Annotated in this window: 22 protein-coding genes; 18 read left to right on the top strand and 4 right to left on the bottom strand. The window is 59.5% G+C overall.

The window, feature by feature from the left end; genetic code table 11:
* Window positions 1-441 precede the first annotated feature (441 nt).
* Complete coding sequence (locus ACTQYB_RS04945; protein ID WP_441482051.1) at window positions 442-1,086, top strand: 5' nucleotidase, NT5C type; 645 nt, start codon at window positions 442-444, stop codon at window positions 1,084-1,086.
* A 137-nt stretch (window positions 1,087-1,223) separates the two neighbouring features.
* Window positions 1,224-1,379, top strand: a complete 156-nt coding sequence (locus tag ACTQYB_RS04940) for a hypothetical protein (protein ID WP_168984656.1) — start codon at window positions 1,224-1,226, stop codon at window positions 1,377-1,379.
* Between the two features lie 418 nt (window positions 1,380-1,797).
* Here the strand turns inward: ACTQYB_RS04940 and ACTQYB_RS04935 are convergent, their stop codons facing one another.
* Window positions 1,798-2,814 (bottom strand): LacI family DNA-binding transcriptional regulator, encoded by a 1,017-nt coding sequence (locus tag ACTQYB_RS04935; protein WP_101455282.1) that lies wholly within the window; start codon window positions 2,812-2,814, stop codon window positions 1,798-1,800.
* Between the two features lie 290 nt (window positions 2,815-3,104).
* On the opposite strand from ACTQYB_RS04935, the gene ACTQYB_RS04930 reads away from it, so the two are divergent.
* The 6 genes from ACTQYB_RS04930 (at window position 3,105) to ACTQYB_RS04905 (ending at window position 11,514) form a co-directional block, all read left to right on the top strand.
* On the top strand, window positions 3,105-4,490 hold the full coding sequence (locus tag ACTQYB_RS04930) for an extracellular solute-binding protein (protein ID WP_441482050.1): 1,386 nt from the start codon (window positions 3,105-3,107) through the stop codon (window positions 4,488-4,490).
* 156 nt (window positions 4,491-4,646) lie between these two features.
* A complete protein-coding gene (locus tag ACTQYB_RS04925) occupies window positions 4,647-5,534 on the top strand; it encodes a carbohydrate ABC transporter permease (RefSeq protein ID WP_101452527.1) in 888 nt (295 codons plus the stop codon).
* Window positions 5,531-6,352, top strand: a complete 822-nt coding sequence (locus tag ACTQYB_RS04920) for a carbohydrate ABC transporter permease (protein WP_101455280.1) — start codon at window positions 5,531-5,533, stop codon at window positions 6,350-6,352. The genes ACTQYB_RS04925 and ACTQYB_RS04920 overlap by 4 nt, the downstream gene beginning before the upstream one ends.
* Window positions 6,353-6,434: 82 nt before the next feature.
* Window positions 6,435-8,948, top strand: coding sequence for a TIM-barrel domain-containing protein (locus ACTQYB_RS04915; protein ID WP_441482057.1), 2,514 nt, complete (start codon window positions 6,435-6,437; stop codon window positions 8,946-8,948).
* Window positions 8,949-9,185: 237 nt separating this feature from the next.
* Window positions 9,186-10,508, top strand: a complete 1,323-nt coding sequence (locus ACTQYB_RS04910; RefSeq protein WP_033506200.1) for an MATE family efflux transporter — start codon at window positions 9,186-9,188, stop codon at window positions 10,506-10,508.
* Between the two features lie 187 nt (window positions 10,509-10,695).
* Window positions 10,696-11,514 (top strand): fumarylacetoacetate hydrolase family protein, encoded by an 819-nt coding sequence (locus tag ACTQYB_RS04905; protein WP_033506197.1) that lies wholly within the window; start codon window positions 10,696-10,698, stop codon window positions 11,512-11,514.
* A gap of 170 nt (window positions 11,515-11,684) precedes the next feature.
* On the opposite strand, the gene ACTQYB_RS04900 is transcribed toward ACTQYB_RS04905, so the two are convergent.
* Together ACTQYB_RS04900 and rlmH are read right to left on the bottom strand one after the other, a co-directional pair.
* Window positions 11,685-12,083 carry a VOC family protein gene (locus ACTQYB_RS04900; RefSeq protein WP_273302494.1) on the bottom strand — a complete coding sequence of 133 codons (399 nt, stop codon included), beginning with the start codon at window positions 12,081-12,083 and terminating at the stop codon, window positions 11,685-11,687.
* Window positions 12,084-12,147: 64 nt separating this feature from the next.
* Window positions 12,148-12,627, bottom strand: a complete 480-nt coding sequence (rlmH, locus tag ACTQYB_RS04895) for a 23S rRNA (pseudouridine(1915)-N(3))-methyltransferase RlmH (protein ID WP_033506154.1) — start codon at window positions 12,625-12,627, stop codon at window positions 12,148-12,150.
* Between the two features lie 233 nt (window positions 12,628-12,860).
* Here rlmH and clpB point away from each other — a divergent pair, with 233 nt between their 5' ends.
* Window positions 12,861-15,548, top strand: coding sequence for an ATP-dependent chaperone ClpB (clpB, locus tag ACTQYB_RS04890; RefSeq protein ID WP_033492701.1), 2,688 nt, complete (start codon window positions 12,861-12,863; stop codon window positions 15,546-15,548).
* 109 nt (window positions 15,549-15,657) lie between these two features.
* On the opposite strand, the gene ACTQYB_RS04885 is transcribed toward clpB, so the two are convergent.
* Window positions 15,658-18,270, bottom strand: a complete 2,613-nt coding sequence (locus tag ACTQYB_RS04885) for an HAD-IC family P-type ATPase (RefSeq protein ID WP_441482049.1) — start codon at window positions 18,268-18,270, stop codon at window positions 15,658-15,660.
* A gap of 226 nt (window positions 18,271-18,496) precedes the next feature.
* On the opposite strand from ACTQYB_RS04885, the gene ACTQYB_RS04880 reads away from it, so the two are divergent.
* From ACTQYB_RS04880 to gatB, 9 genes are all read left to right on the top strand, one after another.
* Window positions 18,497-18,775 (top strand): metal-sensitive transcriptional regulator, encoded by a 279-nt coding sequence (locus ACTQYB_RS04880; RefSeq protein ID WP_101455277.1) that lies wholly within the window; start codon window positions 18,497-18,499, stop codon window positions 18,773-18,775.
* Window positions 18,776-18,873: 98 nt separating this feature from the next.
* A complete protein-coding gene (gene rmuC / locus ACTQYB_RS04875) occupies window positions 18,874-20,220 on the top strand; it encodes a DNA recombination protein RmuC (protein ID WP_033506150.1) in 1,347 nt (448 codons plus the stop codon).
* Between the two features lie 34 nt (window positions 20,221-20,254).
* Complete coding sequence (locus ACTQYB_RS04870; protein WP_441482048.1) at window positions 20,255-20,959, top strand: orotate phosphoribosyltransferase; 705 nt, start codon at window positions 20,255-20,257, stop codon at window positions 20,957-20,959.
* Between the two features lie 93 nt (window positions 20,960-21,052).
* The gene (locus ACTQYB_RS04865) at window positions 21,053-21,934 is read left to right on the top strand and encodes a TrmH family RNA methyltransferase (protein WP_441482047.1); all 882 of its coding nucleotides are present in this window, start codon (window positions 21,053-21,055) and stop codon (window positions 21,932-21,934) included.
* Window positions 21,935-22,025: 91 nt separating this feature from the next.
* Window positions 22,026-22,553, top strand: coding sequence for a prealbumin-like fold domain-containing protein (locus ACTQYB_RS04860; RefSeq protein ID WP_273302477.1), 528 nt, complete (start codon window positions 22,026-22,028; stop codon window positions 22,551-22,553).
* Window positions 22,554-22,664 (top strand): LPXTG cell wall anchor domain-containing protein, encoded by a 111-nt coding sequence (locus ACTQYB_RS04855; protein ID WP_441482056.1) that lies wholly within the window; start codon window positions 22,554-22,556, stop codon window positions 22,662-22,664. It abuts the gene before it with no gap.
* A 192-nt stretch (window positions 22,665-22,856) separates the two neighbouring features.
* The gene (gatC, locus tag ACTQYB_RS04850; RefSeq protein WP_026503207.1) at window positions 22,857-23,150 is read left to right on the top strand and encodes an Asp-tRNA(Asn)/Glu-tRNA(Gln) amidotransferase subunit GatC; all 294 of its coding nucleotides are present in this window, start codon (window positions 22,857-22,859) and stop codon (window positions 23,148-23,150) included.
* Between the two features lie 3 nt (window positions 23,151-23,153).
* Window positions 23,154-24,686: an Asp-tRNA(Asn)/Glu-tRNA(Gln) amidotransferase subunit GatA gene (gatA, locus tag ACTQYB_RS04845; RefSeq protein WP_331335396.1), complete on the top strand. Its 1,533-nt coding sequence runs from the start codon at window positions 23,154-23,156 to the stop codon at window positions 24,684-24,686.
* 19 nt (window positions 24,687-24,705) lie between these two features.
* Window positions 24,706-26,202, top strand: a complete 1,497-nt coding sequence (gene gatB / locus ACTQYB_RS04840) for an Asp-tRNA(Asn)/Glu-tRNA(Gln) amidotransferase subunit GatB (RefSeq protein ID WP_015451100.1) — start codon at window positions 24,706-24,708, stop codon at window positions 26,200-26,202.
* The last annotated feature ends 153 nt before the right edge of the window (window positions 26,203-26,355 follow it).

Raw genomic sequence — 26,355 nt, 5'->3', positions numbered from 1 at the left:
CTGCACCCGGAAGGGTGTGGGAGAGTAGCACGCCGCCGCACCCAAACCTCACAGGGAGGGGACACCACCAGCGTGCCCCCTCCCTTTTCCACATACCCCGGACAAACACGGCGGACCCGGCACGGCGGCCGCCGGAACAGGCCACGGACCCCACGCCGGCAATGACGCCACGGCACACACCATCCGCAGCCAGATTGCGCACCCCTGTTGCTTAGCATGTCTGCTTTGAATTCTCTTTCTGCTTCCTGGCATTGGGGTCTATTCTTTGGCAATCTCAATCGTTTGTTAAACCTGTGTTCTGAATTCTTGTAATAATCGCATTGTATTTTGCTTCAATACTCTTGAACCAACCGATTTGAGATTCCGGTGCCCGGCGTGCCGTCCTCATATCATGAGAAATATATCTTGCTTCTGGTTACGGCTTAGCTTAGGAGAGGTTCTGTGGTTCCGCCGAAGTATGTGTCACCTCATGCGGGTGTCGATTCTGCAGGCACTGATGTGTATCGTGTTCTGGATTTAGATCTTGACGGCGTCTGTGCGGATTATGCGGAAGCCATGCGTCAGTGGCTTGTTCGTGCTGGTCGTATGACAGCCGATACTTTCCCAGATATGACTAGGTACGAAATGACATTGGCGACGGGTTGGCCGTTTAGCACGGTAGAGGAGTACAAGCAGGCTCACAAAGAGGCAGAAGCGGACCACCTTTATGCGACCATGCCAGTCATCAATGGCGTGCCTGAGGCCTTGCAACGTCTTGCAGATGAGCACGTATACATCAGAGTCGTTACTCATCGCTTGTTTGTTTCCGGACAGCATCAGATTGTCGTCTCAGATACGGCCAAATGGCTTGACGACAACCATATCCCATATATGTCCTTATGCTTCACCGGTTTGAAAGACACGATGCACGCGTCTATTCACATTGATGACTCCCCGGCGAATATTCGCGCATTGCGGCAAGCCGGAGAACACGTCGTAGTCTTTGACCAGCCATACAACAGAGACTTGGATGGGCCACGCATGTCAGCATGGGATGAGACCAGTGTCTCTAAGCTCATGGCATGGATGAATCGGTGGCCCGAGTAACGGCATCCTTGACTTGCTAACGAGCTGCCGCCGCCGCTCGCTTCGCTGGGTGACACATCTAAGTTGTGTGCATCGCTGAGACCCTCGTCGTTCTAGATAGCGTGGATTCAACTAGTACATGAAATCGCGCGTGACATATGAAATCAGCGTATGAGACCAGCGTATGCCCGCATGATGACGGCACTGTGTCCGTCAAGTCAGGCGTATTCATCGTATACGCTGTGCCAGCAGCAACCATGAATATCAGCGATGGTCCGTCGGAATATCTCGATTACTGGAATCCGGACGGATGATCGAAGCCGCTGAAGTATCTACAGGCATCACCAAGGCTGTTGCATTACAGCGTCGGTCACTATGCTGGTGGAATCACTTCGGAGACGCCACTTTGGCGGGATTGCTGCGGTGCCGTTTCGACTACACTTGTTTGTTGCAATCCGGCGCTTCGTTGGCATCATTATTCCGCTGTCCGCTGCGACGGGGTAGTCCACTTCGTCGGTAGCATTACTCCGGTGACATCGTTCTTGCGTTCACTATCCAGGAGTCCACAACGTTAGAGGCACTGGCTCGGGGTTTGCTACAATCCGGTGTCACTATGCCGGTTGCATCACTGCGGTTACGTCACTGCGGTTACGTCACTGCGGCGGCACCACTGCGGCGGCCGCAGTGACTCTGGCATGCACGGCGGATCGGGCGTCCGTTGCGTCAGCAGGTTTACAACAGTGGAGAAGTGCGAGGCTTGGCTGTGGACCCACGCACTTGCAGCTGAACGGGGAAGGTCTCAAAGGGTTCATGCACTGGCCGTCCTTCAATCAATGCCAGGGCTTTTTGCGCCGCTTTGACAGCCATATCGTATGGGCGTTGACGAACTGTAGTGAGCTCCGCCTCTTTTGCGAACGTGCTGTCATCAAATCCCGTTACGGAGATGTCTTCAGGTATGGACAGGCCACTGCGCTGCAGTCGGAAGAATAATGGAACTGCTTGCGAATCTTGGTGGAAACACAATGCGGTCGGCGGGTTGTCCGATGCCATCATCTCGGAAATGGCGACGTCCAGGATATTATCCCCTTCTTGCACTCCCAGAGTGCGGGCGGTCAATCCGCCAATGGCATTGCAGGCTTCTTGAAAACCGACGATGCGATTATGCGAGCTGAAGCCCAGCGTCGACGAAAAATTCTCGTACAGATACAGCAGATTGCGATGCCCCAACTTGACGAGGTGCCGGACAATCAGTTTGATGCCTTCTTTGTCATTGATGCCGACTGTCGCATCGAATCCCTCGCTGGTGGTATTGATGCCGATGATGGGGATTTTTGCGGTGCCGAGACGCTTGACTTCGTCAGGGCTGATGCCGAATGAAGAGACGAACACCGCATCCGCATTGCTGCGTACGGGGAGTTTTTCGAAGAACGCGTCGCGGGCCTCCAATCCTTCAATCGGGTAGATCACCAAATCGTACCCGGCATCGCGAAGCACATCGTTGAGACCGGCGATGATTTCGGCGGTGAACCACTCGATGGTTCGGCTGCCGACCAACAGGGCTATGCGATACGTCCTACCTGATTTCAGGATGCCGGCTGATCGGGAGACGCTGAAGTTCAAGGCGTTGGCGGCCGCAAGCACTTTCGATCGCGTCGTTTCCGATACCTGTTCCGGGTGCGCAAAAGTGCGCGACACCGTAGCGTTTGATACCCCTGCTTTCAACGCCACATCGCCGATGCTTGCCTTCATGACACCTCCGAACAATCTGCTGCTTGCATCAGCCTATCACGATATTCACCTTGCAACGTCAAGAACACAAGAAATGAAACGGGTTACAATTCGACACGCCGCTTTTATCGCAAGTAAAACGCGCTCACGCCTTGTAATGAAACGGTTTTCAAATGAGAACGGTTACATCGCATAAAACGGCGTATTGCCAACATGAAACCCTTATCGTATGCTATTGCTTGTCGGCGGGACAATGAAAAGTCCACGAAGACGTAGACAGACTCAACCATTACAACGACGTGAGGAGTGACATGAACATCAGGAAAAGCATTGTCGCGGCAGTGGCAGCCGTATGCATCGCCGGTTTGGCGGCATGCGGCGGCGGCACCGCTTCAGGAACTACGGACACCAAGGCGGATAAAGGCCTCAAAGTCATGGGCGATGCCATCACCTATGACCCGAACCACCTCGTCAACGGCGGAAAACCCATCCAGCTTGAATATTGGAGCTGGGGCAGCAAAGGCACCGACCCGGTCTTCAAAATGATCGACTCGTACACGAAAACCTATCCGAACGTCACTATCAAAACAGTGAATGTTTCCTGGAACGATTACTGGACCAAGCTGCCGCTCGCGCTCAAAGGCAAGAACGGCCCGGCCTTGTTTAACATCCACAATTCCTACGACGCGTTGATCAGGCCATATGCCGCCGATTATGACATCGATACGAAAGCACTGGAATCCGACTATTCCACAGCTGCGGTACATGAGGACAACAACGGCAAAGTCAAGTACATCGATTCGGTGATCAACACCGGCAACATCTACTACAACAAGACCATGTGGAAAGAGGCCGGTCTCACCGACGCCGATATCCCGACCACGTGGGACGAGTTCATCCCTATCGCTCAGAAGCTGACAAAGACCGACGGCGGCAAGATCACCCAAGCCGGTTTTAACTTCAACGGCGATGCGTATAGCGCGATCTATCAAGGCCTGAACTATCAGAAAGGCGAACTGCTGTTCACCAAGGACGGCAAGAAGGCCAATTACGACAATGATGTGACCAAGGAGAACATGCAGTTCCTCAAGAACCTGTATGACAAGTACAAGGTCGGGTCTGTCGACTTTGGCAACGATTACACGCAGAGCTTCGGCAACGGACAAACCGCGATGATCTATGCGTGGGGCCATATGGAAGGCACCATGAAGGAGAAGTATCCCGACATCGACTATGGGGTGTTCGCCACGCCGACCTTCACCAAGGGCACGCCATTTGCATACGACCGCTATAACGGTGAATCGACTCCTGGTGTCAACAAGAACCAGAGCAAAGAGCAGCAGGCGGTCGCTCAGGACTTCATCAAGTACCTGCTCGCCAATGACGACTATATCCGCGAAGCGGTCGCTGAACTGAATTCCTTCCCGGCGAAGGTCACGTTGCAGGACGACAAAGAAATCCTTGCGGAGCCGGTCATGGCTGCCATCCAGCCACGTGTCAAGCGGCTGATTTGGCCCGGCCCGGCGCCGTCCACGGTTGAATCCAGCGGAACGATCGCCTTCCAGAACGTCTTCCAAAACGGCATGTCCATCGATAAAGCGCTCAAAGAGGCTCAAAACCAGATGGATGCAGATATGAAGAATTCTGATTTCGTGTCGCTGGAAAACAAATACGCTTTCTTTGACGAACACAAGTGACAGCTTGGGGTTCTTTCTCTTCCCAACCCCCATCCGGCGGCCGCAGCGTGGTTTTTCCTCTGCGCTGCGGCCGCACCTCCTTAATACGCGCGTTCGATCTGATCTGATTCGGCATCGAACAATTCACATCTCCTGAGTGGAGAGAGGCGAGCTTCTATGAACAAGAACAACGGTGAATCGATACTATCGAGAATATTCACCTTACGGAATATGGCGGTAACATTCCTCGTAGTCTACTTTGCGGTATTCCTGGCATATCCGATTGTCAAAGCGTTTGCGGGGAGTCTGCATAACTGGAACCCCCTGGTCGGAACATACGATTGGGTGGGGCTTGATAATTTCAAGCAGATTCTGACCGACGGGCTCTTCTGGCGTTCCATGTGGAATACCGCGGTATTCGCTGGCGTCTCCACATTCTTCCGCATCGTGCTCGGCCTCGGCTTGGCTCTGCTGCTGAGCGCCAAACTCGTCAAATGCAAGGACACGCTCCGCGGACTCTTCTACATGCCGACCGTTACGCCGCTTGTGGCGGTGTCCTTCGTATGGATGTGGATGTTCGACCCGCAGTTCGGCATGGTCGACAAGATCACCGGACTCGACATCAACTGGTTGCACGATACCAAGTGGGCCATGCCGGCGATCATCATCATGACCATCTGGAAGGATTTCGGATACGCTACGGTGCTGTACTTGGCTGGCCTGATGAATCTTCCGCGGGACGTGTATGAGGCGGCGGCCATTGACGGCGCCAACTCGGTGCAGACATTCTTCAGGATCACGTTGCCGCTGCTGAAATCGACCACGCTGTTCATCGTGATCACGTCGCTGATCAGCTATTTGCAAGCATACGTGCAGATTCTTGTGATGACCGAAGGCGGGCCGGGCACGTCCACCTACACCATCAGCTATCTCATTTTTGACCAGGCGTTCCAGAAGTACAACTTTGGCATTGCATCGGCGCAGGCGGTCATCCTGTTCCTGTTCACCGGTGCGCTCACCTTGATCATGTTCAAGGTCTCGGGAGATTCGGAGGGATTGGCATGAAAACCCGCAAAATCGGTGGCATCATTCTTACGGCTTTGCTGTTCGTCGCCGCAATAATCACCATTGTTCCATTCATTTGGATGTTCGTCTCATCGTTCGCTCCGAACAGTGAGATTGTCAAAGTGACCGGCGGATTATTCCCCCGACCGTCCACGATCGACAATTACGTGAGCATTCAGGCAAAATTCAATTTCATGCGGTTGTTCGCCAATTCGCTGGTGGTGGCAGTGCTGAAAACCGCAATCGCCATCTACACCAGCGCGGTGCTCGGATACGTGTTTTCAAAAATGCGGTTCCGCGGGCGCAATCTGTTGTTTGGCATCGTCATGAGCACGATGATGATTCCTTGGGCAGTGACCATCATCCCTCAATATGAGATGTTCACGAAGTGGGGGTTGCAGGATACCTACACATCGCTTGTCCTGCCCGGCATGATCAGCGCTTTCGGCATTTTCCTGTTCCGCCAATCCATTTCCGGCATCTCCGACGAATTGATCGAGGCTGCGAAATTGGATGGCGCTTCGGACCTGAGGATTTTCCACAGCATCATTTTGCCGATGAGCCATAACACCATCGCTGCGCTCGCGATTTTCACATTCCTGTGGAATTGGGAAGATTATCTGTGGCCGTTCCTGATGATTACCGACGAGCGCAAGCAGCTGCTCGCCGTCGGTCTGAAAGCGTTCAACGGCCAGTATGGTACGGATTATGGCGGGCTGTTCGCCGCAACGTCATTGGCGATCGTCCCGGTCATCATCGTATATATGATTTTCCAGAAGCAGTTCATCGCCGGCATTGCGACAGGCAGCGGTAAGTGAAGGGGACAACATGCCAGAAACACCAGTCAACGTCGGCCATCAGGACAACGTCTTCGTGGCATACGTGCGTTCCACGCATCCGATGATGTGTGCGTCGTCGATTGTGCAGGGAGATCATTGGCGCATCGGGATCCTGACCGAATCGCTGATTCGTTTCGAATGGTCCGATTCAGGTGAATTCGAGGACAATCCCACGCAGATGGTCGTCAGCCGTGATTTCGGCACCCAACCGCGGTTCACGGTGACGCATCGCAACGGATTGCTCATCATTGACACCCCGGCCCTGTACATTACATATGACGGCAAACCGTTCAGCAAAGAAGGGCTGAGCGTGGTCATCAAAGGTATGGCGGACACCCAGTTCAACACTTGGCACTACGGAGACGAACCGAAGCATAATCTCAAGGGCACCGCGCGTACGCTTGATGAGGCCGATGGCGAGATCGCGCTGGGAGACGGGGTGATTTCGCGAGACGGCTGGGCGGTGATCGACGATTCCGCGGCGAATGTGATCGTGCTGACGGATGAGGTGAACGGCAAGCCGAACCCTCTCGGTGCTTGGATCATGCCTCGAGACCACCAGGAAACCGACCTGTACTTCTTCGGCTATGGTCGACGCTACAGCGAGGCGGTGCGGGACTTCTACCGGCTCGCCGGGCCGACGCCGCTGCTACCGCGTTTTGCGCTCGGCAACTGGTGGAGCCGGTATTACCGGTACACCCAGGACGAGTATCTTGAGCTCATGGACCGCTTCAAGCGCGAAGGCATCCCGTTCACCACATCGGTGATTGATATGGACTGGCATCGTGTTGACGACATCGATCCGAAATACGGCTCCGGCTGGACCGGATATTCGTGGAACAGACAACTGTTCCCCGACCACAAGGCATTACTGCATGATCTGCACCGGCGCGGACTCAAAGTCACGCTGAATGTGCATCCTCGAGACGGTGTACGTGCGTTTGAAGATGATTACCGGCAAGTGGCCAAGCGGGTCGGCATTGATCCCACGACCGAAGAGGCGGTGGAATTCGACCTGACAAATCCGGATTTCGTGAGCGCGTACCTTGACATGCATCATCGGCTGGAAGCCGAAGGCGTTGATTTCTGGTGGCTCGACTGGCAGCAGGGCGGTGTGACCCGTCAGCCTGGGCTTGACCCGTTGTGGGCGCTGAACCACTTGCACTATCTGGATTCTGGCCGTGGCCATGGCTGGCCGCTGACTTTCTCGCGTTATGCGGGCCCGGGGTCGCATCGGTACCCGGTCGGATTCTCCGGGGATACCGTCGTGACTTGGAAATCATTGCAATTCCAGCCGTATTTCACCGCGACCGCATCGAATATCGGTTACGGATGGTGGAGCCACGATATCGGCGGGCATATGTGCGGATACCGGGACGAGCACTTGGAGGCGCGCTGGTACCAGCTCGGCGCTTTCAGCCCAATCAATCGTCTGCATTCCAGCAACTCGCAGTTCATGGGCAAAGAGCCTTGGAATTTCTCCGCTGATGTCCGGCATGCCATGGTGGACGCTCTGCGGTTGCGTCACATGATGTTGCCGTACCTGTACACCATGAACTACCGGGCGGCGTTCGAAGGCATGCCGCTCGTCGAACCGATGTATTGGGCCGACCCGAATAATCCGCAGGCATATGAAGTCCCGGATGAATTCCGTTTCGGCACGCAGCTGCTGGTTGCGCCGATTGTCTCGGATGATGACGATTCCGCCCGACTCGGTCGCGCCGACGCATGGTTGCCGCAGGGCGAATGGTATGACTTTTTCGATGGCCGCCGCTACGGTTCTTCCAATCCGTCCGGGCGACGGTTGGAAGTATGGCGCGCCATCGATCGCATTCCTGTGTTTGCCCAGGCGGGAGGCATCGTGCCGTTGCAGGAGCTCGGCGATGGCGATGCCGTCAACGATCTGGACAATCCGCAATCCCTGCGAGTACTGGTGTTCCCCGGCGCGAATGGCCGCTTCGCGATGATTGAGGATGATGGGGTCTTCGTGCCGTCTGCGCAATCCGCGCAAATCGGCGAATCAGACATCCACACCGCAACTACCCGCATGTCCTTCAATTGGAGGGATGCCGGCCGTACGGACGCTGACGGTGACGGCAGCTCGCTGTTCACGGTCGCCCCGGTTGAAGGCAAGACCGACGCAGTCCCGTCACAGCGCGACTGGACGATGGTGTTCCGCGGTGTCGCTGACGTCAATCCCGTCGATATCGGCGTCAATATCGACGACACCCCCTGCGACGGTGTGGAAACCTCTTATGATGCGCGTACGCTGAGCCTGTCGGTCACCGTACGTCAGGTGCCGTCTTCCGCGGTTTTGAACGTCGCGATCAGGGGAGGCTTGCACATCGCGGACAATCCGGTTGAACACGATGCGCTCAATGTGCTCATGCACGCGCAAATGCCGTATGGCTCCAAGGAACATGCGATGCGGGCGATATATGAGCAAGGCGTACGTGCGATTGGCGCGTTGCGCACCTTCAAGACGGCACCCAGCTTCGGGGATGGATTATTCGCGGCGAACGGAATGCCTGATGCGGTGATTGGCGCGTTGACAGAGATTCTCCTACGTGACTGATTCGTCCGAGGTTGACGCGGTCCGGATTGACGCGGCGGCTGTGGAGCCGGACATGCGCACACCGTTCGCCTTCCGGCGGCACCCGTGGTTAGGATGAATCAAGTGGCAGGGAATTCATCGAATCATGGGCGTGAACAAGGCAAGTTGCCGGTGCCGGTTGCGGTATCTGATACCGCGCCGGCATCCGCAGCTGCCACGGCACCTCGTCGCGCAACCGCTGACGCACAATACCGGCGTATGACGGGCGCCCCGGTACGCGGCCTCATTCTTGCATTGTGCCTTCCCGCGGTCATCTCGAACCTGGTCACCACCGCCTATAATCTCGCGGATACATATTTCATCGGGCGGCTGGGCACATCCCAGTCCGGCGCAATCGGCATCGCCTATTCGGTGATGACTGTATTCCAAGCCTTCGGGTTCTTCTTCGGCAATGGCTCCGGCAATTCGATGAGCCGGGAACTGGGAAAACGAAACAACGAGCGTGCCGCGCGTCTGTTAGCGGTCGGTTTCTGCGGAGCTGTCCTTGGCGGACTCGCATTGGCGATTCTCGGTTTGTCCACATTGCCGCATCTGGTGGTTGTACTTGGCTCTACTCCGACCATCTCGCCATACGCCATCGCCTATCTCACGCCGATTCTCATCGCAGCGCCCATGGTATGCGGATCGTTCGCGCTCAACGGCCTGCTGCGGTACCAAGGACTGTCCTTGTACGGCATGATCGGCTTGGTCAGCGGCGCATTGTTGAATTTCATCGTCGCGCCGCTGCTGATTTTCGTTGCGGGGCTTGGTATCGCCGGTGCCGGCATCGCCACCGCGGTATGCCAGACCATCAGTTTCATCATTCTGGTCACGTTCGCCGTCCGTCGCGGTGTCGTCAGACTCGACCTGCGCAACGGCAAGCCGGACATGCTGCTGGTGCGTGAAATCATCGGTGGTGGCATGCCGTCGCTGTTGCGGCAAGGCGCGGGTTCGCTCGCGACCACATGCGTGAACTTAGCGGCCAACCCCTTCGGCGACGCGGTCATCGCAGCAATGGCGATTGTCATGCGCATCATGCTTGCCATCAACTCGATCATTATCGGCCTGGGGCAAGGTTTCCAACCGGTGTGCGGGTACAATTACGGCGCCGGGCTGTACCGACGCGTCAAAGAAGGATACTGGTTCTGCGTGCGGCTGTCCACGATAGCCCTGGTGATTATTGCGGTTGCCGTCGCGGTGCTTGCCCCCGATATCATCGGATTGTTCCGGTCTGACCCACAAGTGATCGCCGTCGGCACAGTGGCGTTGTGGATGCAGTGCTGCACGGTGCCGCTCAACGGGTTCGCGATGATGTCCAATATGATGCAGCAGACCATAGGCAAGACGGTGATCGCGTCATTCGTAGCGGTTTGCCGGCTCGGATTGTTCCTCGCTCCGGCGGCTCTCATTCTCGCGCATTGCTTCGGTGTGCCGGGTGTTCAGATGGCGCAATCGGTCTCTGACATCATTTCCTTCATTGTGACCGTGCCGTTGCAGGTGCATATTCTGCGTTCGCTGGGCAAACCGCGCAGCACAGTGTAATTCATTCGTCGAGTGGTGTGATAATGTGGCCGTTGTCATCGTGTGGCATGGTGTCATTCGCCGAATGGTGGCATCGAAAAGCGCGGGTTGCATGTCCAGCGGTTTGGGCGCGGTGCGGCTTGCAGACTATCCCCTTGTGCGCGTCGGCGTAACAGCTGTGGCAATGGCGGCTTGTATCATGTGGGATATGAGAATCGCACGTTTCACCAAAGACGATAAGACCCCACAATACGCCTTCGTGCAGAAGGATGAGCAGGATGGCAAGGATTACCTCGTAGTGCTCAGCGGCTACCCGTTTGGCGCCCAGCCGGTGGAGCCGACCGGCGAACGGTTCCCGCTCGATACGGACGGCTTGCGTCTGCTCGCCCCGGTCATCCCGTCAAAGATTTACGGCCTGGCGAAAAATTATGAAGCGCACGCCCAGTTCATGCACGAGACCGGGCACAGCGATATCGCGCACGCCCCGGAAAACATGGTGATCTTCTCGAAGCCGAGCACTTCCGTGATTGGCCCTGACGACCCTATTGTCATTCCGCCGTTCTCGCATGATATGAATTTCGAGCCGGAAGTTGCGGTGATCATCGGCCGAATCGCGAAGAATGTGCCGGTCGAGAAGGCCATGGATTACGTGCTCGGTTTCACGTGCGTCAACGATGTGACCTTGCGTGACCTGCAGGGCGCCGACCCAATGTGGACGCGCGCGAAAGGCTTCGACACCGCGTGCCCGCTCGGACCGTGGATCCAGACCGATCTGAATTGGAAGGACGCGAAGATCTCCTTCACACTCAACGGCAAGGACGTGCCGGAGGCCAGCGGCACGACCGCGAAGCTGGTTCACGGCATCCCTGAGCAGATCGCCGCGATTTCCAGCTTTTCCACACTGCTGCCCGGCGATGTGATCATGACTGGCACCCCGAATGCGTCCGGCAGCCTCAAACCGGGTGACGAGCCGGTCGTCCACGTGGAGGGTATCGGCAGCCTGCGCAACGTTGTCGTGCAGGGCTGACTGTCTGGTCGGTGGGTTGCTCAATCGGCAGCCGACATTGGAATGAACCTCATCTGAACTTGCCACTTACTTGCCACTTGCTGGTAAGTAAGTGGCAAGTTCAGTTTGGCAACCGGTATCCCGGTGTATCCCGGCGCATTGCGCCGGTACTTGCCGGCAATATGGCGGAATCACACGGTGAGTTCGATTTGGTTGCCTTCGAGGGCGACGATGCAGCTTTCGTAGTAGCCGTCGCCAGTGGTGCGCGGGCCGCTCAGCACCTCGTATCCATCGGCCTTGAGACGCGCGGTGAGCTCGTCCACGGCCTGTGCGCTGCCAAGGCTGAAGGCGACATGCGCGTAGCCGGTGCGTGCGAAGGGCTTCGGCCGGTCCTCCATACCGGGGCGTGTCATGATCTCAAGCCGCGTATCCCCGTCGAAACTCAGGAAGTACGAGCGGAAATCCGTGGTTGGATTATGGTATTCGTCGTTCGATGTAGCACCGAGATAGGTGATGAAGAAGTCCCTCGCAGCCTCGAGGTCGTTGACATATAGTGCCACGTGGTTGATATTCGCGATGTCTGCACTCATAAGGCCTCCTCGTTCGATTTGAGTGTTTGTGCTCGGTGTCCGTTCGTGTAGGGTGCGGCCGCTGCTACTTATGGTACGGCTCGTGGGCGTTGATCTTGAAGGCGCGGTAGACCTGCTCGAGCAGGATCACGCGCATGAGCTGATGCGGGAAAGTCATGGGGGAGAAGCTGAGCTTCCAGTCGGCGCGTGAGAGGATTTCGGGCGCCAGCCCGAGCGAGCCGCCGATGATGAACTGGATGTGGCTGGCGCCGTGCAGTGCGAGGTCGTCAAGTTTCTCGGCGAACCGCTCCGAGCCGAGCATCTGCCCGTCGATGGCGAGGGCGATCACATACGCGCCGTCCTTGATATGTTTCGCGATGCGCTCGCCTTCCTTGCGCTTGATGAGCTCGTCGGTGCCGGGCGTCGCATGTTCAGGCGTCTTCTCGTCGGCCACTTCGATGATGCTCAGCTTGCAGAAGCGCGACAGGCGTTTCGAGTATTCGTCAATCGCGTCGCGCAGATACCGTTCCTTGATGCGGCCGGGGGCGATGATATCGATGTTCATGGGGTGCGTGTCCTTCCGTCAACCAGTGCCATCGTAGCGGTGACGGGTTCCAAGATGCAGAAGCGGCCGGGTATGGATCCGCCTGTTGGCCCGAAATATCAAGGAAAATACAAAACTTGAGTCAACTAGGCTCAAGTTTGGAATAATCGACGGGGAAATCGGTTGTATACAGCAGACACAGACAACGAAGCGCCCACGGGTGAAGCCGCCCGGACGGCGCGAATGGAGGAACCATGCAAGCGCAATTCACGAATATGGCCCAAGAGGTCATCAGCGACGCCGTACAGAGCGCGTCCGCCGCTGGCAATGCGCAAGTCGAGACACTGCACGTGCTCGATGCGTTGCTTCGCCAGCAGAACGGCGTTGTACCAAGCCTGATCAAGGCCGCAGGGGGAGACATCAAAGCCATCGGCACGGCCGTGCGCAACGGGTTGGTCAACCTGCCCAGCGCCAGCGGGTCAAGCACTACGCAGGCGCAGCCCAGCCGTCAGCTCGAAGCGGTACTCGTCCAGGCCGAACAAGAGATGAAGCAACTCGGGGACGAATTCATCTCCACCGAACATCTGCTCATCGCCATTGCCGCGAGCAAGCCGAACAAATCCGCCGATATCCTCGAAGCCAACGGGGTGACCGCCGAATCGCTGCGCAAGGCGTTGCCGCAGATCCGCGGCGGCGCGCACGTGACCAGCGCGGACGCGGAAGGCAATTACAAGGCTCTCGAAAAGTATTCGACCGACCTGACCGCCGCCGCGAAGGAAGGCAAGCTCGACCCGGTGATCGGCCGCGACCAGGAGATCCGCCGTGTCATCCAGATTCTGTCCCGCCGCACCAAGAACAACCCGGTGCTGATTGGCGAGCCTGGCGTCGGCAAAACCGCCGTTGTCGAAGGCCTCGCCCAGCGTATCGTCGCCGGGGATGTGCCGAGCACGCTGCGCAACAAGAAACTCATCAGCCTCGACCTGGGTTCCATGGTCGCCGGGTCGAAATACCGCGGCGAATTCGAGGAACGCCTCAAGGCCGTGCTCAATGAGATCAAGAACGCGAACGGCCAGATCATCACCTTCATCGACGAGATTCACACCATCGTCGGAGCCGGAGCGGCAGAAGGCTCGATGGACGCGGGCAACATGCTCAAGCCGATGCTTGCGCGCGGCGAACTGCGGCTGATCGGCGCCACGACGCTTGACGAATACCGCGAGAACATCGAAAAGGACCCGGCACTCGAACGCCGCTTCCAGCAAGTGTTCGTCGGTGAACCGAGCGTCGAGGACACCATTGCGATCCTGCGCGGTATCGCGCCCAAGTACGAGGCCCACCACAAGGTGACCATCGGCGATGATGCGCTCGTGGCCGCAGCCCAGCTGTCCAACAGGTACATCAGCGGGCGTCAGCTGCCGGACAAGGCCATCGATCTGGTCGATGAGGCGGCTGCACACCTGCGTATGGAACTCGATTCCTCGCCTGAGGAAATCGATGAGCTCAAGCGCCAAGTGGACCGGCTAAAGATGGAACGCGCCTACCTGCTGGGCAACCCGAAGAACGAGAAAGCCGAGCAGAAGAAGGCGGACGCGCTCGACGAGAAGTCCCGCGAACGCCTCGCCGACCTCGACAAAGAGCTCGCCGACAAGACCGAGAAGCTCAACGGTCTCAACGCCCGTTGGAATATGGAGAAAAGCGGACACAACAAGGTCGGCGACCTGCGCAAGAAGCTCGACGAGCTGCAAGTGGAAGCCGAACGTTGCGAACGCGACGGCGACTATGCGAAGGCCTCCGAAATCAGGTACGGTGAGATTCCGCACATCCAGAAGGAAATCGCCGCCGCCGAGCAGGAGGAACGCGATGCCAAGGAAACCGGCGCCGAGGAGACCCCGATGGTCCCCGACAAGGTCGATGCGGATTCCATCGCGCAGATTGTGTCCGAATGGACCGGCATTCCTGTCGGCCGCCTGATGCAAGGCGAGAACGAGAAGCTCCTGCACATGGAGGAGTACCTCGGCAAGCGCGTCATCGGTCAGAAAGACGCCATCCGTGCGGTTTCCGACGCGGTGCGTCGTTCGCGTGCCGGCATCTCCGACCCGAACCGTCCGACCGGATCGTTCCTGTTCCTTGGCCCCACCGGCGTGGGCAAGACCGAGCTCGCCAAGGCGCTCGCCGACTTCCTGTTCGACGACGAGAAGGCCATGGTTCGCATCGATATGAGCGAGTACATGGAGAAAGCCTCCGTGTCCCGCCTGATCGGTGCCGCCCCGGGCTATGTCGGCTACGAGGAAGGCGGCCAGCTGACTGAGGCCGTGCGTCGGCGCCCCTACTCAGTGGTGCTGTTCGACGAGGTCGAGAAGGCGAATCCGGAAGTCTTTGACCTGTTGCTGCAGGTGCTGGACGATGGTCGCCTGACAGATGGCCAAGGCAGAACCGTGGACTTCAAGAACACGATTCTGATCATGACCTCGAACCTCGGTTCGCAATTCCTGGTGCAGCCTGACCTGGATGAGGAAGCCAAGCAGAAGGCCGTGATGGATGCCGTGCATGCACACTTCAAGCCGGAATTCATCAACCGCCTTGACGAGCTGGTCATCTTCCACCCGTTGACTCGTCAGGAGCTCGGCAGCATCGTCGATTTGCAGGTGCGTCAGGTGGCCGCGCGGCTTACCGAACGCCGGATTTCGCTGCAGGTCACGGATGCGGCTCGCGATTGGCTCGCCAACACCGGGTACGATCCGGCGTACGGCGCTCGCCCGCTGCGCAGGCTCGTTCAGACCGAGGTCGGCGATCAGCTGGCGCGTCTGCTGCTTGCCGGCAAGGTGCATGACGGTGACACCGTGCTCGTTGACCAGACCGGTGGCGAACATCTCGAACTCACTGACATGCCTGAGGATCCGCTGTCCGGCGTGACCGTCGAAGGTGTGCAGGAAGACAAGTGACGGTTGCTTGAACTCAAAACGGCCGCCCGCCCAAGCTTTGATGTGGCTTGGGCGGGCGGCCGTTTTTCGTGTTGCGGGGCTGTCGGCGTCAGCAGAAGAGGCTGGGACCTTACTGCTCGAGGAACAGCTCTGGCGCCTTGCTGAAGTTCGCGGCGCAATGCTCGCCGCAGAAGTAGTACGTCGTGCCGTTGTAGGTGCGGGTGATCGCCTCGTCATTCACGGCAACGCTCATGCCGCATACCGGGTCGGTCGCGGTGTTGCCGTCGCCGGGGGTCGCTTCGGCCATCTGACCCATATGATGCATGTGGCTCATGTCCATGGTGTGCTCCTTGCTCTTGGTGTTGGAATTGTTGGCATTGCTGATGTCGGGGGCGCTGGTGGCGCTGCGGCCGGCGTCCGACGGCTGATTCATCGTGGTGTGCTCGTCGATGATGATGGTGGGTGCTGCTGTCGGCGTGCCGGTGTCAGCGAGGCCGGCGGTCAGGTCGTCACCGATGCGCGCATGCCGCAACCGGTTCGCGTTGAGCACCAGGCATACGCTGGACAGTGCCATCGCAAGTCCTGCAATCATCGGGCTGAGCAGCCATCCGGTGAAGGGGTAGAGCACACCTGCCGCGATCGGGATGCCGATGACGTTGTATCCGAAGGCCCACGCATAGTTCTCACGGATATTGCGCATGGTCGCGTTCGACAGGTTGATGAGTTTCAACACGCCGCGCAAATCGCCGCTCATCAGCGTGACATCCGCCGACTGCATGGCCACATCCGTGCCGGTGCCGATGGCGATGCCAAGATCGGCCTGCGCCAAGGCAGGGGCGTCGTTGATGCCGTCGCCGACCATCGCAATCAATTCGTCGTTGCGCTTGTCGGCATCACGCTGCGCCTGCAGGCGTTCAATCCAATACGCCTTGCCGTCTGGCCGAACCTGTGCGATGACCGTATCGATGCCGACTTGCTTGGCGATTTGGCCGGCGACTTCGGCTTTGTCGCCGCTGAGCATGATGGTGCGCACACCGGCCTTGCGCAAGGCCGCAATCGCCTGCTGTGAACCGGGTTTGACGGTGTCCGACGTGTATGACGGGTGGTCCGGGTCGGCTCCTGCGTCGACGGTCCCTCGGGTGATGGTGCCGGTTTTATCGAAGACCACGGTCCTGATATTGCGAGCCTGTTCCAGCGCTTTCGCTGAGGTGACCAGTACGCCGTTCGTGGCGCCCAGCCCGGTCGCCGCGGTGACGGACAGCGGGGTGGCAAGGCCCAAAGCGCACGGGCACGCGATAATCAGCACGCTGACCGCGGTGACCAACGCGTGCGCGAGCCGTGGCTGGGGGCCGAAAGACACCCAGATCGCGAAGGTCCAGATGGCGATGATGATGATCACGGGCACGAACACCCGCGCGATGCGGTCCGCGAGCTGCTGTACCGGGGCCTTGGTGGCCTGCGCCCGGGCGACCATCGCGATGATCTGCGCGAGGATGCTGTCGCCGCCGACCTGACTGACCCGGATGACCGCGTTGCCTTTGAGCGCGATAGTCGCTCCGGTGACGGTACTGCCCGTGCTGCTGTGCACGGACGCGGATTCGCCGGTGATCATCGATTCGTCGATATCCAGCGTGCCAGCGACGACCTCGCCATCGGCGGGGATGCGCTCGCCGGCTTTGACGACCACCAGGTCGCCGACCTTCAGGTCATCGACGCCGATAGTGGTCTGGTTGTTCGGGTCGTGCCAGGCGTGTTCACCTTGGTCGAGCGTATCGGGGCTGATGGTCTGTGCGTTGCGGGGACGCAGCTTGATCAGTGATTGCACGGCTTTACCGGTACCTTCACGCGCCTTGCTTTCCAGCAGACGCCCGACAAGCACCAGGGTGATGACCACGCCGACCGATTCGAAATACGGCTCGCGCGATCCTGCCGGCAGCGCCGGTCCCGCTATGCAGACAACCAGACTGTAGAGATATGCGGCGGCCGAACCCAGTGATACGAGGGAATTCATGTCGGGAGAGCGGTGGATGAGCGCCGGCCACCCAACCTTATGGATGGGGGCGCCGCAGTAGAACATGACCGGGGTGATGAGCACCGCCTGAAGCCATGGATTGGTCAGCCACGCGGGCATGGAGACATGGCCTCCCATGTAGAGCATGGAGACGATGAACACTGGCAGGGAAAGGATGGTGCCGATGATGACCAGACGGGTGAGCTGGCGGATTTCCTTGCGGCGTTCATCGGCGGCCTTGCGCTCGTTGTCCAGCGCGTCCTTGGCGTTCGACATGGGGGCTGCGGGCTGCGCCCTGCGATGCGTGTCGGCGTGATCTTCGCGGTGGTCTTTGCTGTGGTCTTCGCCGTCATCCTCGACATGGAGCATGCCGTGGACCATATTCATGCCGCACGCGAAGGGGTAATCGCCTGGTGCGAGCGCCGGTAGCTGTACGTCGGTATGCGCGTTGCCGGGCAGCATGGCGTCAAGGCCGAGGTCGGAGAAGACGACGTGCGAGGTGCATTCGCCGGTTTCCTGGCGGTCAAAATGCAGGGTGATCGGCACGCCGGGTTTCATGGTGATCAGCGATGGCTCGTACCCGCCTTTGACGATGATATCGGCGCTTTGCATGCCTTGTTCCTGTTTGGCCGCGGTGCCTTGCCTCTGTGCGAAAAAGAACCGCAACGTCAGCCAGGTCAATATGGCGGCGAGCGCGACCGCGATGACCGCTGTGAATAGGTCGAATCCCATGTGTCCTCCTTGGTTGTCTTCATCGTCGCAGTCGGTGGTGACCGTACTGCGTGGATGGCGGTGTTTCCCGTCGGCCCGGTGTGTTTGCCGGGCGTGCCGTCCCGTGTTCCGGCGCCGGCTTTACTGCGTATCCGATGTATACCCTGATGGGGTATAATGCGCCATAGTATTCCGCCCTAGGGATAATGACATGCGCAATTGGCGACAGCAAAGGAAAACGGCAGAGATGAACGGATATGCGGAAGATAAGAAGAAGGTCCAGACGAGGATGCGCCGGATTGAGGGGCAGGTCAGGGCGATCGGCCGTATGGTCGACGACGACCGGTACTGCATTGATGTGTTGACGCAGATTGCCGCCGTCGAATCGGCGCTGAAATCGGTTGCGATGATGTTGTTGGACGACCATCTGGATCATTGCGTGCGTGAGGCAGTCGAGCAAGGCGGACAGGTGGCTGACGACAAGCTTGACGAGGTGTCGCAGGCCGTGTCGCGGCTGGTGCGGTGAGCCGGCCATGTTTCTCGGCGTTGTGTCGGTGGGGGCGTGCCGGCGGGGTGTGCGCTGCGACGCCTCCCACGTCCATACCTTGCTGTTGACTAGAACATATGTTCGAAAATGTGGTTGAGGTGTTGGCATTGGTCATCGTCGTCGCGATTCTGGGGATCGTGGCTGGTTTTGCGCTGGGCAGAAGCAGAGGGCAGCGTGACGCCCGCGGGGCCAACCGGCAAGAGTTGGATGCGGCTCGCGGCGAGGTGGAGTCCGCGCGTGTACGCATCGGCGAGCTCACGGCGCAGGTGGCGCAATTCCGGGCGCAGGCCGATGGACTGCAAGAGCAGTTGCAATTCGTGAAATCCCAGCTGTCCCAAGCCCAGCAGGCCGAGCAGATTCGCATCCAGCACGAGCGTGAGAAAGCCCAGGCTGAGGAGGAACGCAAACGGCAGGAACAAGCGAAGACCTTGAATGAACAGAGCAAGGTGTTGTCTGCTCTTGCTCCGGTGCAGAAGAATCTTGATGCCCTCCAGCAGAAAGTCGCTGATATCGAAGAAGGGCGCAAGCGTGAGATGGGTGCGCTTGGCGAACAGCTCAAGGGCTTGGGCGACCAGCAGGCGCGGCTTGACAAGGAGACCAGCTCGCTTTCGGCGGCGTTGCGGGACAACAAGGTTCGCGGAGCCTGGGGAGAGGCGCAGCTGCGCAACATTGTGGAATCCGCCGGTCTTCTCGAACATGTCGATTTCGACACGCAGGTTGTGGTCAAGGCTGGGAACGACGCTACCCAGCGCCCGGATATGGTGATCCATCTGCCGGGGAACAAGAGCATCCCGATCGACGCGAAAGTCCCTTACGCGGATTACCAGCGCGCGTGCGCGATTCCCGACACTGCATCCCCGGAGGAGCTCGCTCGGCGAGATCAACTGTTGCACGCCCATGCGAAGGCGTTGCGCGAGCATGTCAAAACCTTGGGCAACAAAGCCTACTGGAATGCGTTCGATACCGCTCCGGATTTCGTGATTGCGTTCATCCCGAACGAGTCGCTACTCCAAGCGGCGTTGCAGACGGATCCGACCTTGCTTGACGATGCGTTCGCGCAGAAAGTCGCGCTGACGTCCCCGGTCACCTTGTGGGCTGTGCTGAAGTCGGTCGCCTACGCGTGGCAACAGCAGAGTCTGACAGACGATGCCAAAGAGCTGTTCGATCTGTCCCGGGAACTGTACGAGCGTTTCTCGACGCTCGGCGACAAGGCCAACAAGCTTGGGGCGGCCATCACCAGAACGGTCGGTGCATACAACCAATTCGCCTCGTCATTGGAATCCCGCGTATTGGTGACTGCGCGAAAGCTGCAGAAAATCGACCAGAACAAAATCATCGACACTGTTGCCGCCATCGAGCCGGAGAAAGCGGACGTCCGCGAACTGACCGCACCCGAGGTCCAGCCCGACACCAGCGAGAGCTGACGGGGTCGTACGGCAGCGTAGGTACAGTAGCAGTATGACTGAGAACAGCGAGAATCAGACATTCAGGCGCACCGGATCCACAGATGCCGGCACAGTCGCCGCTGCAGGCATTGCGGCAGGCAATAGCCATGATGCGGGGGCGTTTGCCATGCTCGAGCCCCGTGAACAACTGCGGCAGGTCCTCACCCAAGCGGTCAGTGGCAAACCGTTCAGCGAACTGTACTCAGTGGTGTTTGACCATCGCACGGCCGCGACCATCGGCCACGTGCTTCTCGACGCCCTCGAAGAGCAGGGCTACGGTGTTGACGACTTCGACGCAGTTGGGGCGCTCACCGCGGCGGCTGTCCCGCTGGTATCCGCGGTTATTCTCGCTGCCGCCTCGCGCGGCGAAGACCTCGACGGCTTCGTGATGGATTTCGTGTATCCGTCCGTAAAAGGCCCGTCCATCTCCGGGAAACGGGTGATTCTGCTTGATGCCTGGCTATCCGAGAAATCTTATGTGCAGACCTCCTCGCTGGTCACCTTGCGCAACGGCAATGAGCTGAGCCTTGATTTCAGCATCGTCGAGCATGAAGGCGCGCAAGTCCTCGCCGTGGCCTCGCTGATCGGCGGAGTGGGGGACGCCGACCATGTCGCCGGCGAACGCCAGCAGATCGAGGTCATCAACCCCGTCACCGCGGAACATACCGCGTTGCCGCTGATTCAAGTGTTCGACGAACGGGAGCTGAGAGCGCGGTAAGCCCTATCGGCCGTCTCGCGCGGTCCGGTGTCAAGGCAATCAGGGCAACAACAAAGCAGGCAAAGCAGAAAAAGCAGGCAAGGCAGGCAGCAGGTGCACGAACCAAGCGAATACACCAAGCAGGTGCAGGCATCGGGGGAGCCGGAATTCCGCGAGATTGGCGTCGGCCCGTGGTCGCAGGAGCATCCAGGCGAGCCGCGCCCGGATGTGCCCGGTACGCCCGGATTCGATGCTCGTTACGACACCGAGCTCCTTGACCAGGGAGACCGCCGCAACGTGCTTGACCGGTACCGGTATTGGACTGTGGAGGCCATCAAGGCCGACCTTGACGACCGCAGCCGCTACCCCTTCGAAATCGCGGTCGAGAACTGGACGCACGACTTCAACATCGGGTCGGCGGTCCGCAGCGCCAACGCCTTTGGCGCGTCCCGTGTCCATATCGTCGGCCCGCACAAGTGGAACCGCAAAGGCGCGTTGATGACCGAGCTGTACCAACACGTCGATTATCATCCGTCAATCAAAGAACTGGCGACATCATGGCGTTTTCGCATCGCAGGCGAAATCGCCGCTGAACAGTCGCGTGCCAATGCGCGTGACATCCGCGCCTCCATCGCGCATAGAGCGTTGACATCCGTCGAACAGCGCGAACAAGCACGGTCGGCACGCCGGCTGGAGATACTGCGCCAGGCGAAAATCATCGCATTGGATATCATCCCGGGGGCCGTTCCCATCGAACGATACCGATTCCCGGAACGCTGTCTGCTGCTGTTCGGCGCGGAAGGCCCCGGCCTGTCACAGGCGGCGCTCGACGAAGCCGATGATGTGGTGTATATTTCGCAGTTCGGGTCCGTCCGTTCCATCAATGCGGGTGCGGCGGCTGCGGTCGCCATGCACAGTTGGGTCGCCCAACATGCGGTCATCGACGGCCCCGGTGCGGCCGCTGACAGCGGGTCGTCCGCGGTGATCAAGGCCTGACACCACCGGCATGACCGGCCACACCATCACCGTGCGGTTCACCAAGAGCACGCTCGCCAAGTGACAGAACCACATCGGCAGCGGCTACGCCATGCACGTCTCGTACAATGCCGTCGTCACGTCCGATGCCGCCGGCCAGGTCGACAACGAGTTCTACATGAGCACGCTGCCCGCCAAGAAGAAGTACGCGCACACGGTGCTCGCCTCGCTGACTTTCAAGAAGGTCGATGCCGCCGGCAAGCCGCTCGCCGGGGCGCGGTTCAAGATCGAATCCTCCGCTCCCGAGCAGTTCGTGCTGCCTTCCGGCTACGTCAATGGCAGTGCCAACTGCGACAAGTCCTGCGGTAATGACGAGGCGATTTCCAAGACGGACGGCACGGTGACCTTCGATGGTCTCGCCCAAGGCGTGGACACTTCGTACAAGATCACCGAGGTGTCCGCCCCAAGCGGGTATATCACCTTGAAGCTGGGCTTCATGGCCACCATCAGCAATCAGGGGGCGAAGGTTGTGTTCGACGATTCCACGACTTCGGACTTGTACGGTCTGGTCACGCCGACCTCGGTTGACACGAACGGCAGCAATGCGCTGACCGTCGAGAACGTGCGCGGCATCGCGTAGCTGCCGCTCACCGGTGGCATGGGCATCGCCTTCATGGTTGTCATCGCGGCGCTGCTCGGCACCGCGGGTGTCATCGTGGTCGTGCGTTCGCGTCGAAACGCGACCGTGTGAACGCGACCATACGCCGCTCACGAATTGAGTAATCCACGAGCTGACCTTCAAGGGCCTTGTGTTGGAACCATATCCGGGTTCCGCACAAGGCCCTTGGCGTTGGAGTTGTGCGTCGCTGCTTGTGTGAGTGGGGAGTATTCTTGCGCTTCCTGCGCATTCGGTACGTCACACTCGGCTCATATAGTGGAGGGCATGGCAACATTCACACGTGAAGAAATCGAGCATCTGGCCGATTTGGCCAGAATCGCCCTGACGGATGAGGAAATCACCCGTATGCAGAGCGAACTCAACGCCGTCGCCGACGCGATCGACGAAGTCCAGAAAGTGGCCACGGACGATGTCCCGCCGACGGCCAACCCGGTCCCGCTTGAGGCGTACCTGCGCCCCGATGTCGCCGTGACCCCGCTGACGCAGGAGGAGGCGCTCGCCGGCGCCCCCGCGACCGACCAGGGCATGTTCGTCGCCCCGCAGATCCTGGGAGAGTGATCCATGAGCAACGCCACTGAACTCGTGAAACTGTCCGCCGCACAGATGGCGGAGAAAATCCGTTCCAAAGAGGTCTCCAGCCGCGAACTGACCCAGGCGCACCTCGACGTCATCGAGGCCGCAGAGCCCACGGTCAACGCCTTCCTGCACGTCTCCGGCAAGGAGGCGCTCGCCCAGGCCGACGCCTTCGACAAGAAGCTCGCCGCGGGAGATACGGAAGGCCTGCCGGAGCTTGCCGGCGTGCCGATTGCGATCAAGGACATGATCGTCACCAAGGGCATCCCTACGACCGCCGCATCCAAGATTCTCGAAGGCTGGGTGCCGCCGTATGATGCCACGGTTATTGAGAAGATCAAGGCCGCCGGCATGCCGATTCTTGGCAAGACCAACCTTGATGAGTTCGCACAGGGCTCTTCGACCGAGCATTCCGCGTTCGGCAACACCCACAACCCGTGGGATGCGACCCGTGTCCCGGGCGGTTCCGGCGGCGGTTCCGCATCCGCGGTCGGCTCCTATGAGGCGCCGCTCGCCCTCGGCACCGATACCGGCGGTTCCATCCGTCAGCCGGGTGCGTTCACCGGAACCGTGGGTGTCAAGCCCACCTACGGCGGTGTGAGCCGCTACGGCGCCATCGCCATGGCGTCCTCGCTCGACCAGATCGGCCCGTGCGGCCGTACCGTGCTGGACACCGCGCTGCTGCACGAGGTTATCGGCGGCAATGATCGCCGTGACTCCACGTCCATCCCCGCTCCGGTCCCGCCGGTCGCAGCGGCAGCCCGCGAAGGCCTGAAGCGTGACCTGAAGGGCGTGCGCGTCGGCCTGATCAAGGAAATCGGTGGCGAAGGCTTTGAAGCCGGTGTCGCCGCCCGATTCAACGAAGCGGTCAAGCTGCTGGAATCCATGGGCGCAGAAGTCAAGGAAGTCAGCCTCCCGCATCTGCCGTACTCGCTGGGCGCGTACTACATCATCATGCCGTCTGAAGTCAGCTCCAACCTGGCCCGCTACGATGGCATGCGCTACGGCCTGCGCGTCATGCCGCCCGCCGGTGTGCCGCAGACCTCCGCCAACATGATGGCCTACACGCGTGAAGCCGGGTTCGGCGACGAGGTCAAGCGCCGTATCATCCTCGGCACGTATGCGCTGTCCGCCGGCTACTACGACGCCTGGTATGGTTCCGCGCAGAAGGTGCGCACCCTGGTGATCGACGACTTCAACAAGGCCTTCGACCAGGTTGACGTGCTCGTGTCCCCGACCGCTCCGAGCACCGCGTTCCACTTCGGCGAGAAGACCAGCGACCCGCTGTCCATGTACCTGGGCGACGTGGCGACTATCCCTGCGAACATGGCCGGTGTGCCTGCCATGTCCATCCCGTGCGGCCTGTCGGACAACGGCATGCCGGTCGGCTTCCAGTTCTTCGCGCCGCAGCGTCACGACGAGGCCATGTACAAGCCCGCCGCCGCATTGGAAGCGGCTTTGGAAGAGCAGTGGGGCGGCAATATCCTCACGAAGATGGCCACGCCGTGGCTGAACGCCTGAAACCGGAGGACGAAGACAAATGGCTGAAAAACTGATGAAATTCTCTGAAGCCGTCAAGCGGTTCGACCCGGTGATCGGCTTGGAGACCCACGTCGAGCTGTGCACGAACACCAAACTGTTCTGCCCGGCACACATTGAGTTCGGCGGCGAACCGAACACCCAGCTGACCCCGGTGAGCCTCGGCCTGCCGGGAAGCCTGCCGGTGATCAACGAGACCGCCGTCGATTTCGCCATCAAGCTGGGCCTCGCCCTGCACTGCGAAATCGCCGAATGGAGCCAGTTCGCCCGCAAGAACTACTTCTACCCGGATATGCCGCGTGACTATCAGATCTCGCAGTATGACAAGCCGACCAACGGCAACGGCTACCTGGATGTCGAGCTGGATGACGGCTCGATCTTCCGCGTGCCGATTGAGCGTGCGCACATCGAGGACGACGCCGGCAAGAACACCCACGTGGGTGGTGCCGACGGCCGTATCGAAGGCGCCGACCATTCGCTCGTCGACTACAACCGCGCCGGCGTCCCCCTTATCGAGATTGTCACCAAGCCGATCGAGGGTGCGGGCGAGCGCGCCGCGGAAATCGCAGGCGCCTACATGCGTACGCTGCGCGATATCGTGCGCGCCCTGGGTATTTCCCACGCCCGCATGGAGCAGGGCAATATGCGTGCCGACGTCAACGTGTCGCTGCGCAACAAGCCCACCGACCCGCTGGGTACGCGTTCGGAAACGAAGAACGTGAACTCCTTCCGTGGCATCGAGAAGACCATCGTCTACGAGATCCGCCGTCAGGCCGCGCTCTTGAGCGACGGCGGCGAGGTGCTGCAGGAGACCCGCCATTGGGATGAGGCTTCGCAGACCACCGCCGGCGGCCGTCTCAAGACCGACGCCGACGATTACCGCTACTTCCCGGATCCTGATTTAGTGATGCTGCACATCACCAAGGAGCATATCGAGCGCATCGCCAAGGATATGCCGGAGATGCCGCGTGAACGCCGCAACCGTTTGCAGGGCGAGTGGAAGTTCTCCGATCTCGAGATGCGTGACGTCATCAACGCCGACGCGCTCGACCTGATCGAGGACACCGTCAAGGCCGGCGCCACCGCTTCCGGTGCGAAGAAGTGGTGGCTCGGCGAGCTGTCGCGTGAGGCGAACGCCAAGGGCGTCTCGCTCGAGGAACTGCCGATCACCCCTGCCGATGTCGCCGAAGTCGAGAAGCTCATCGCTTCCGGCAAGCTCAACGACAAGCTCGCGAAGAAGACCGTCTCCGGTGTGCTCGCCGGTGAAGGCACCCCGGACGAGGTCGTCAAGAAGCACGGCTATGAGGTCGTCCAGGACACGGGCGCACTCGAAGCCGCGGTGGACAAGGCGCTCGCCGACAACCCCGACATCGTCGAGAAGCTCAAGAGCGGCAACATGAAGCCGATGGGAGCGATTATCGGTGCCGTGATGCGCGCGACCAAGGGCCAGGCTGACGCCAAGGCGGTCAGCGGATTGGTCATGAAGAAGCTGCACTGAGCGAATCGGGCAGACTGATTGCGCTGAGTGACTGCGCTCAATGAGTGCAGCCGCCCGACATCACCAACGACAGCCCCACAGAGCCAAACGCCCTGTGGGGCTGTTTCGTACCGCCAAACCCGAACCCTTCTACCGACGCCGGCAGATACGTGA

This window comes from Bifidobacterium sp. LCP19S3_E9, from assembly GCF_052121135.1.
GTDB classification, from domain to species: Bacteria; Actinomycetota; Actinomycetes; order Actinomycetales; family Bifidobacteriaceae; genus Bifidobacterium; species Bifidobacterium thermacidophilum.
Note: the sequence above shows the minus strand (reverse complement) of the source record. Positions and strands in the feature narration are given on the sequence as shown.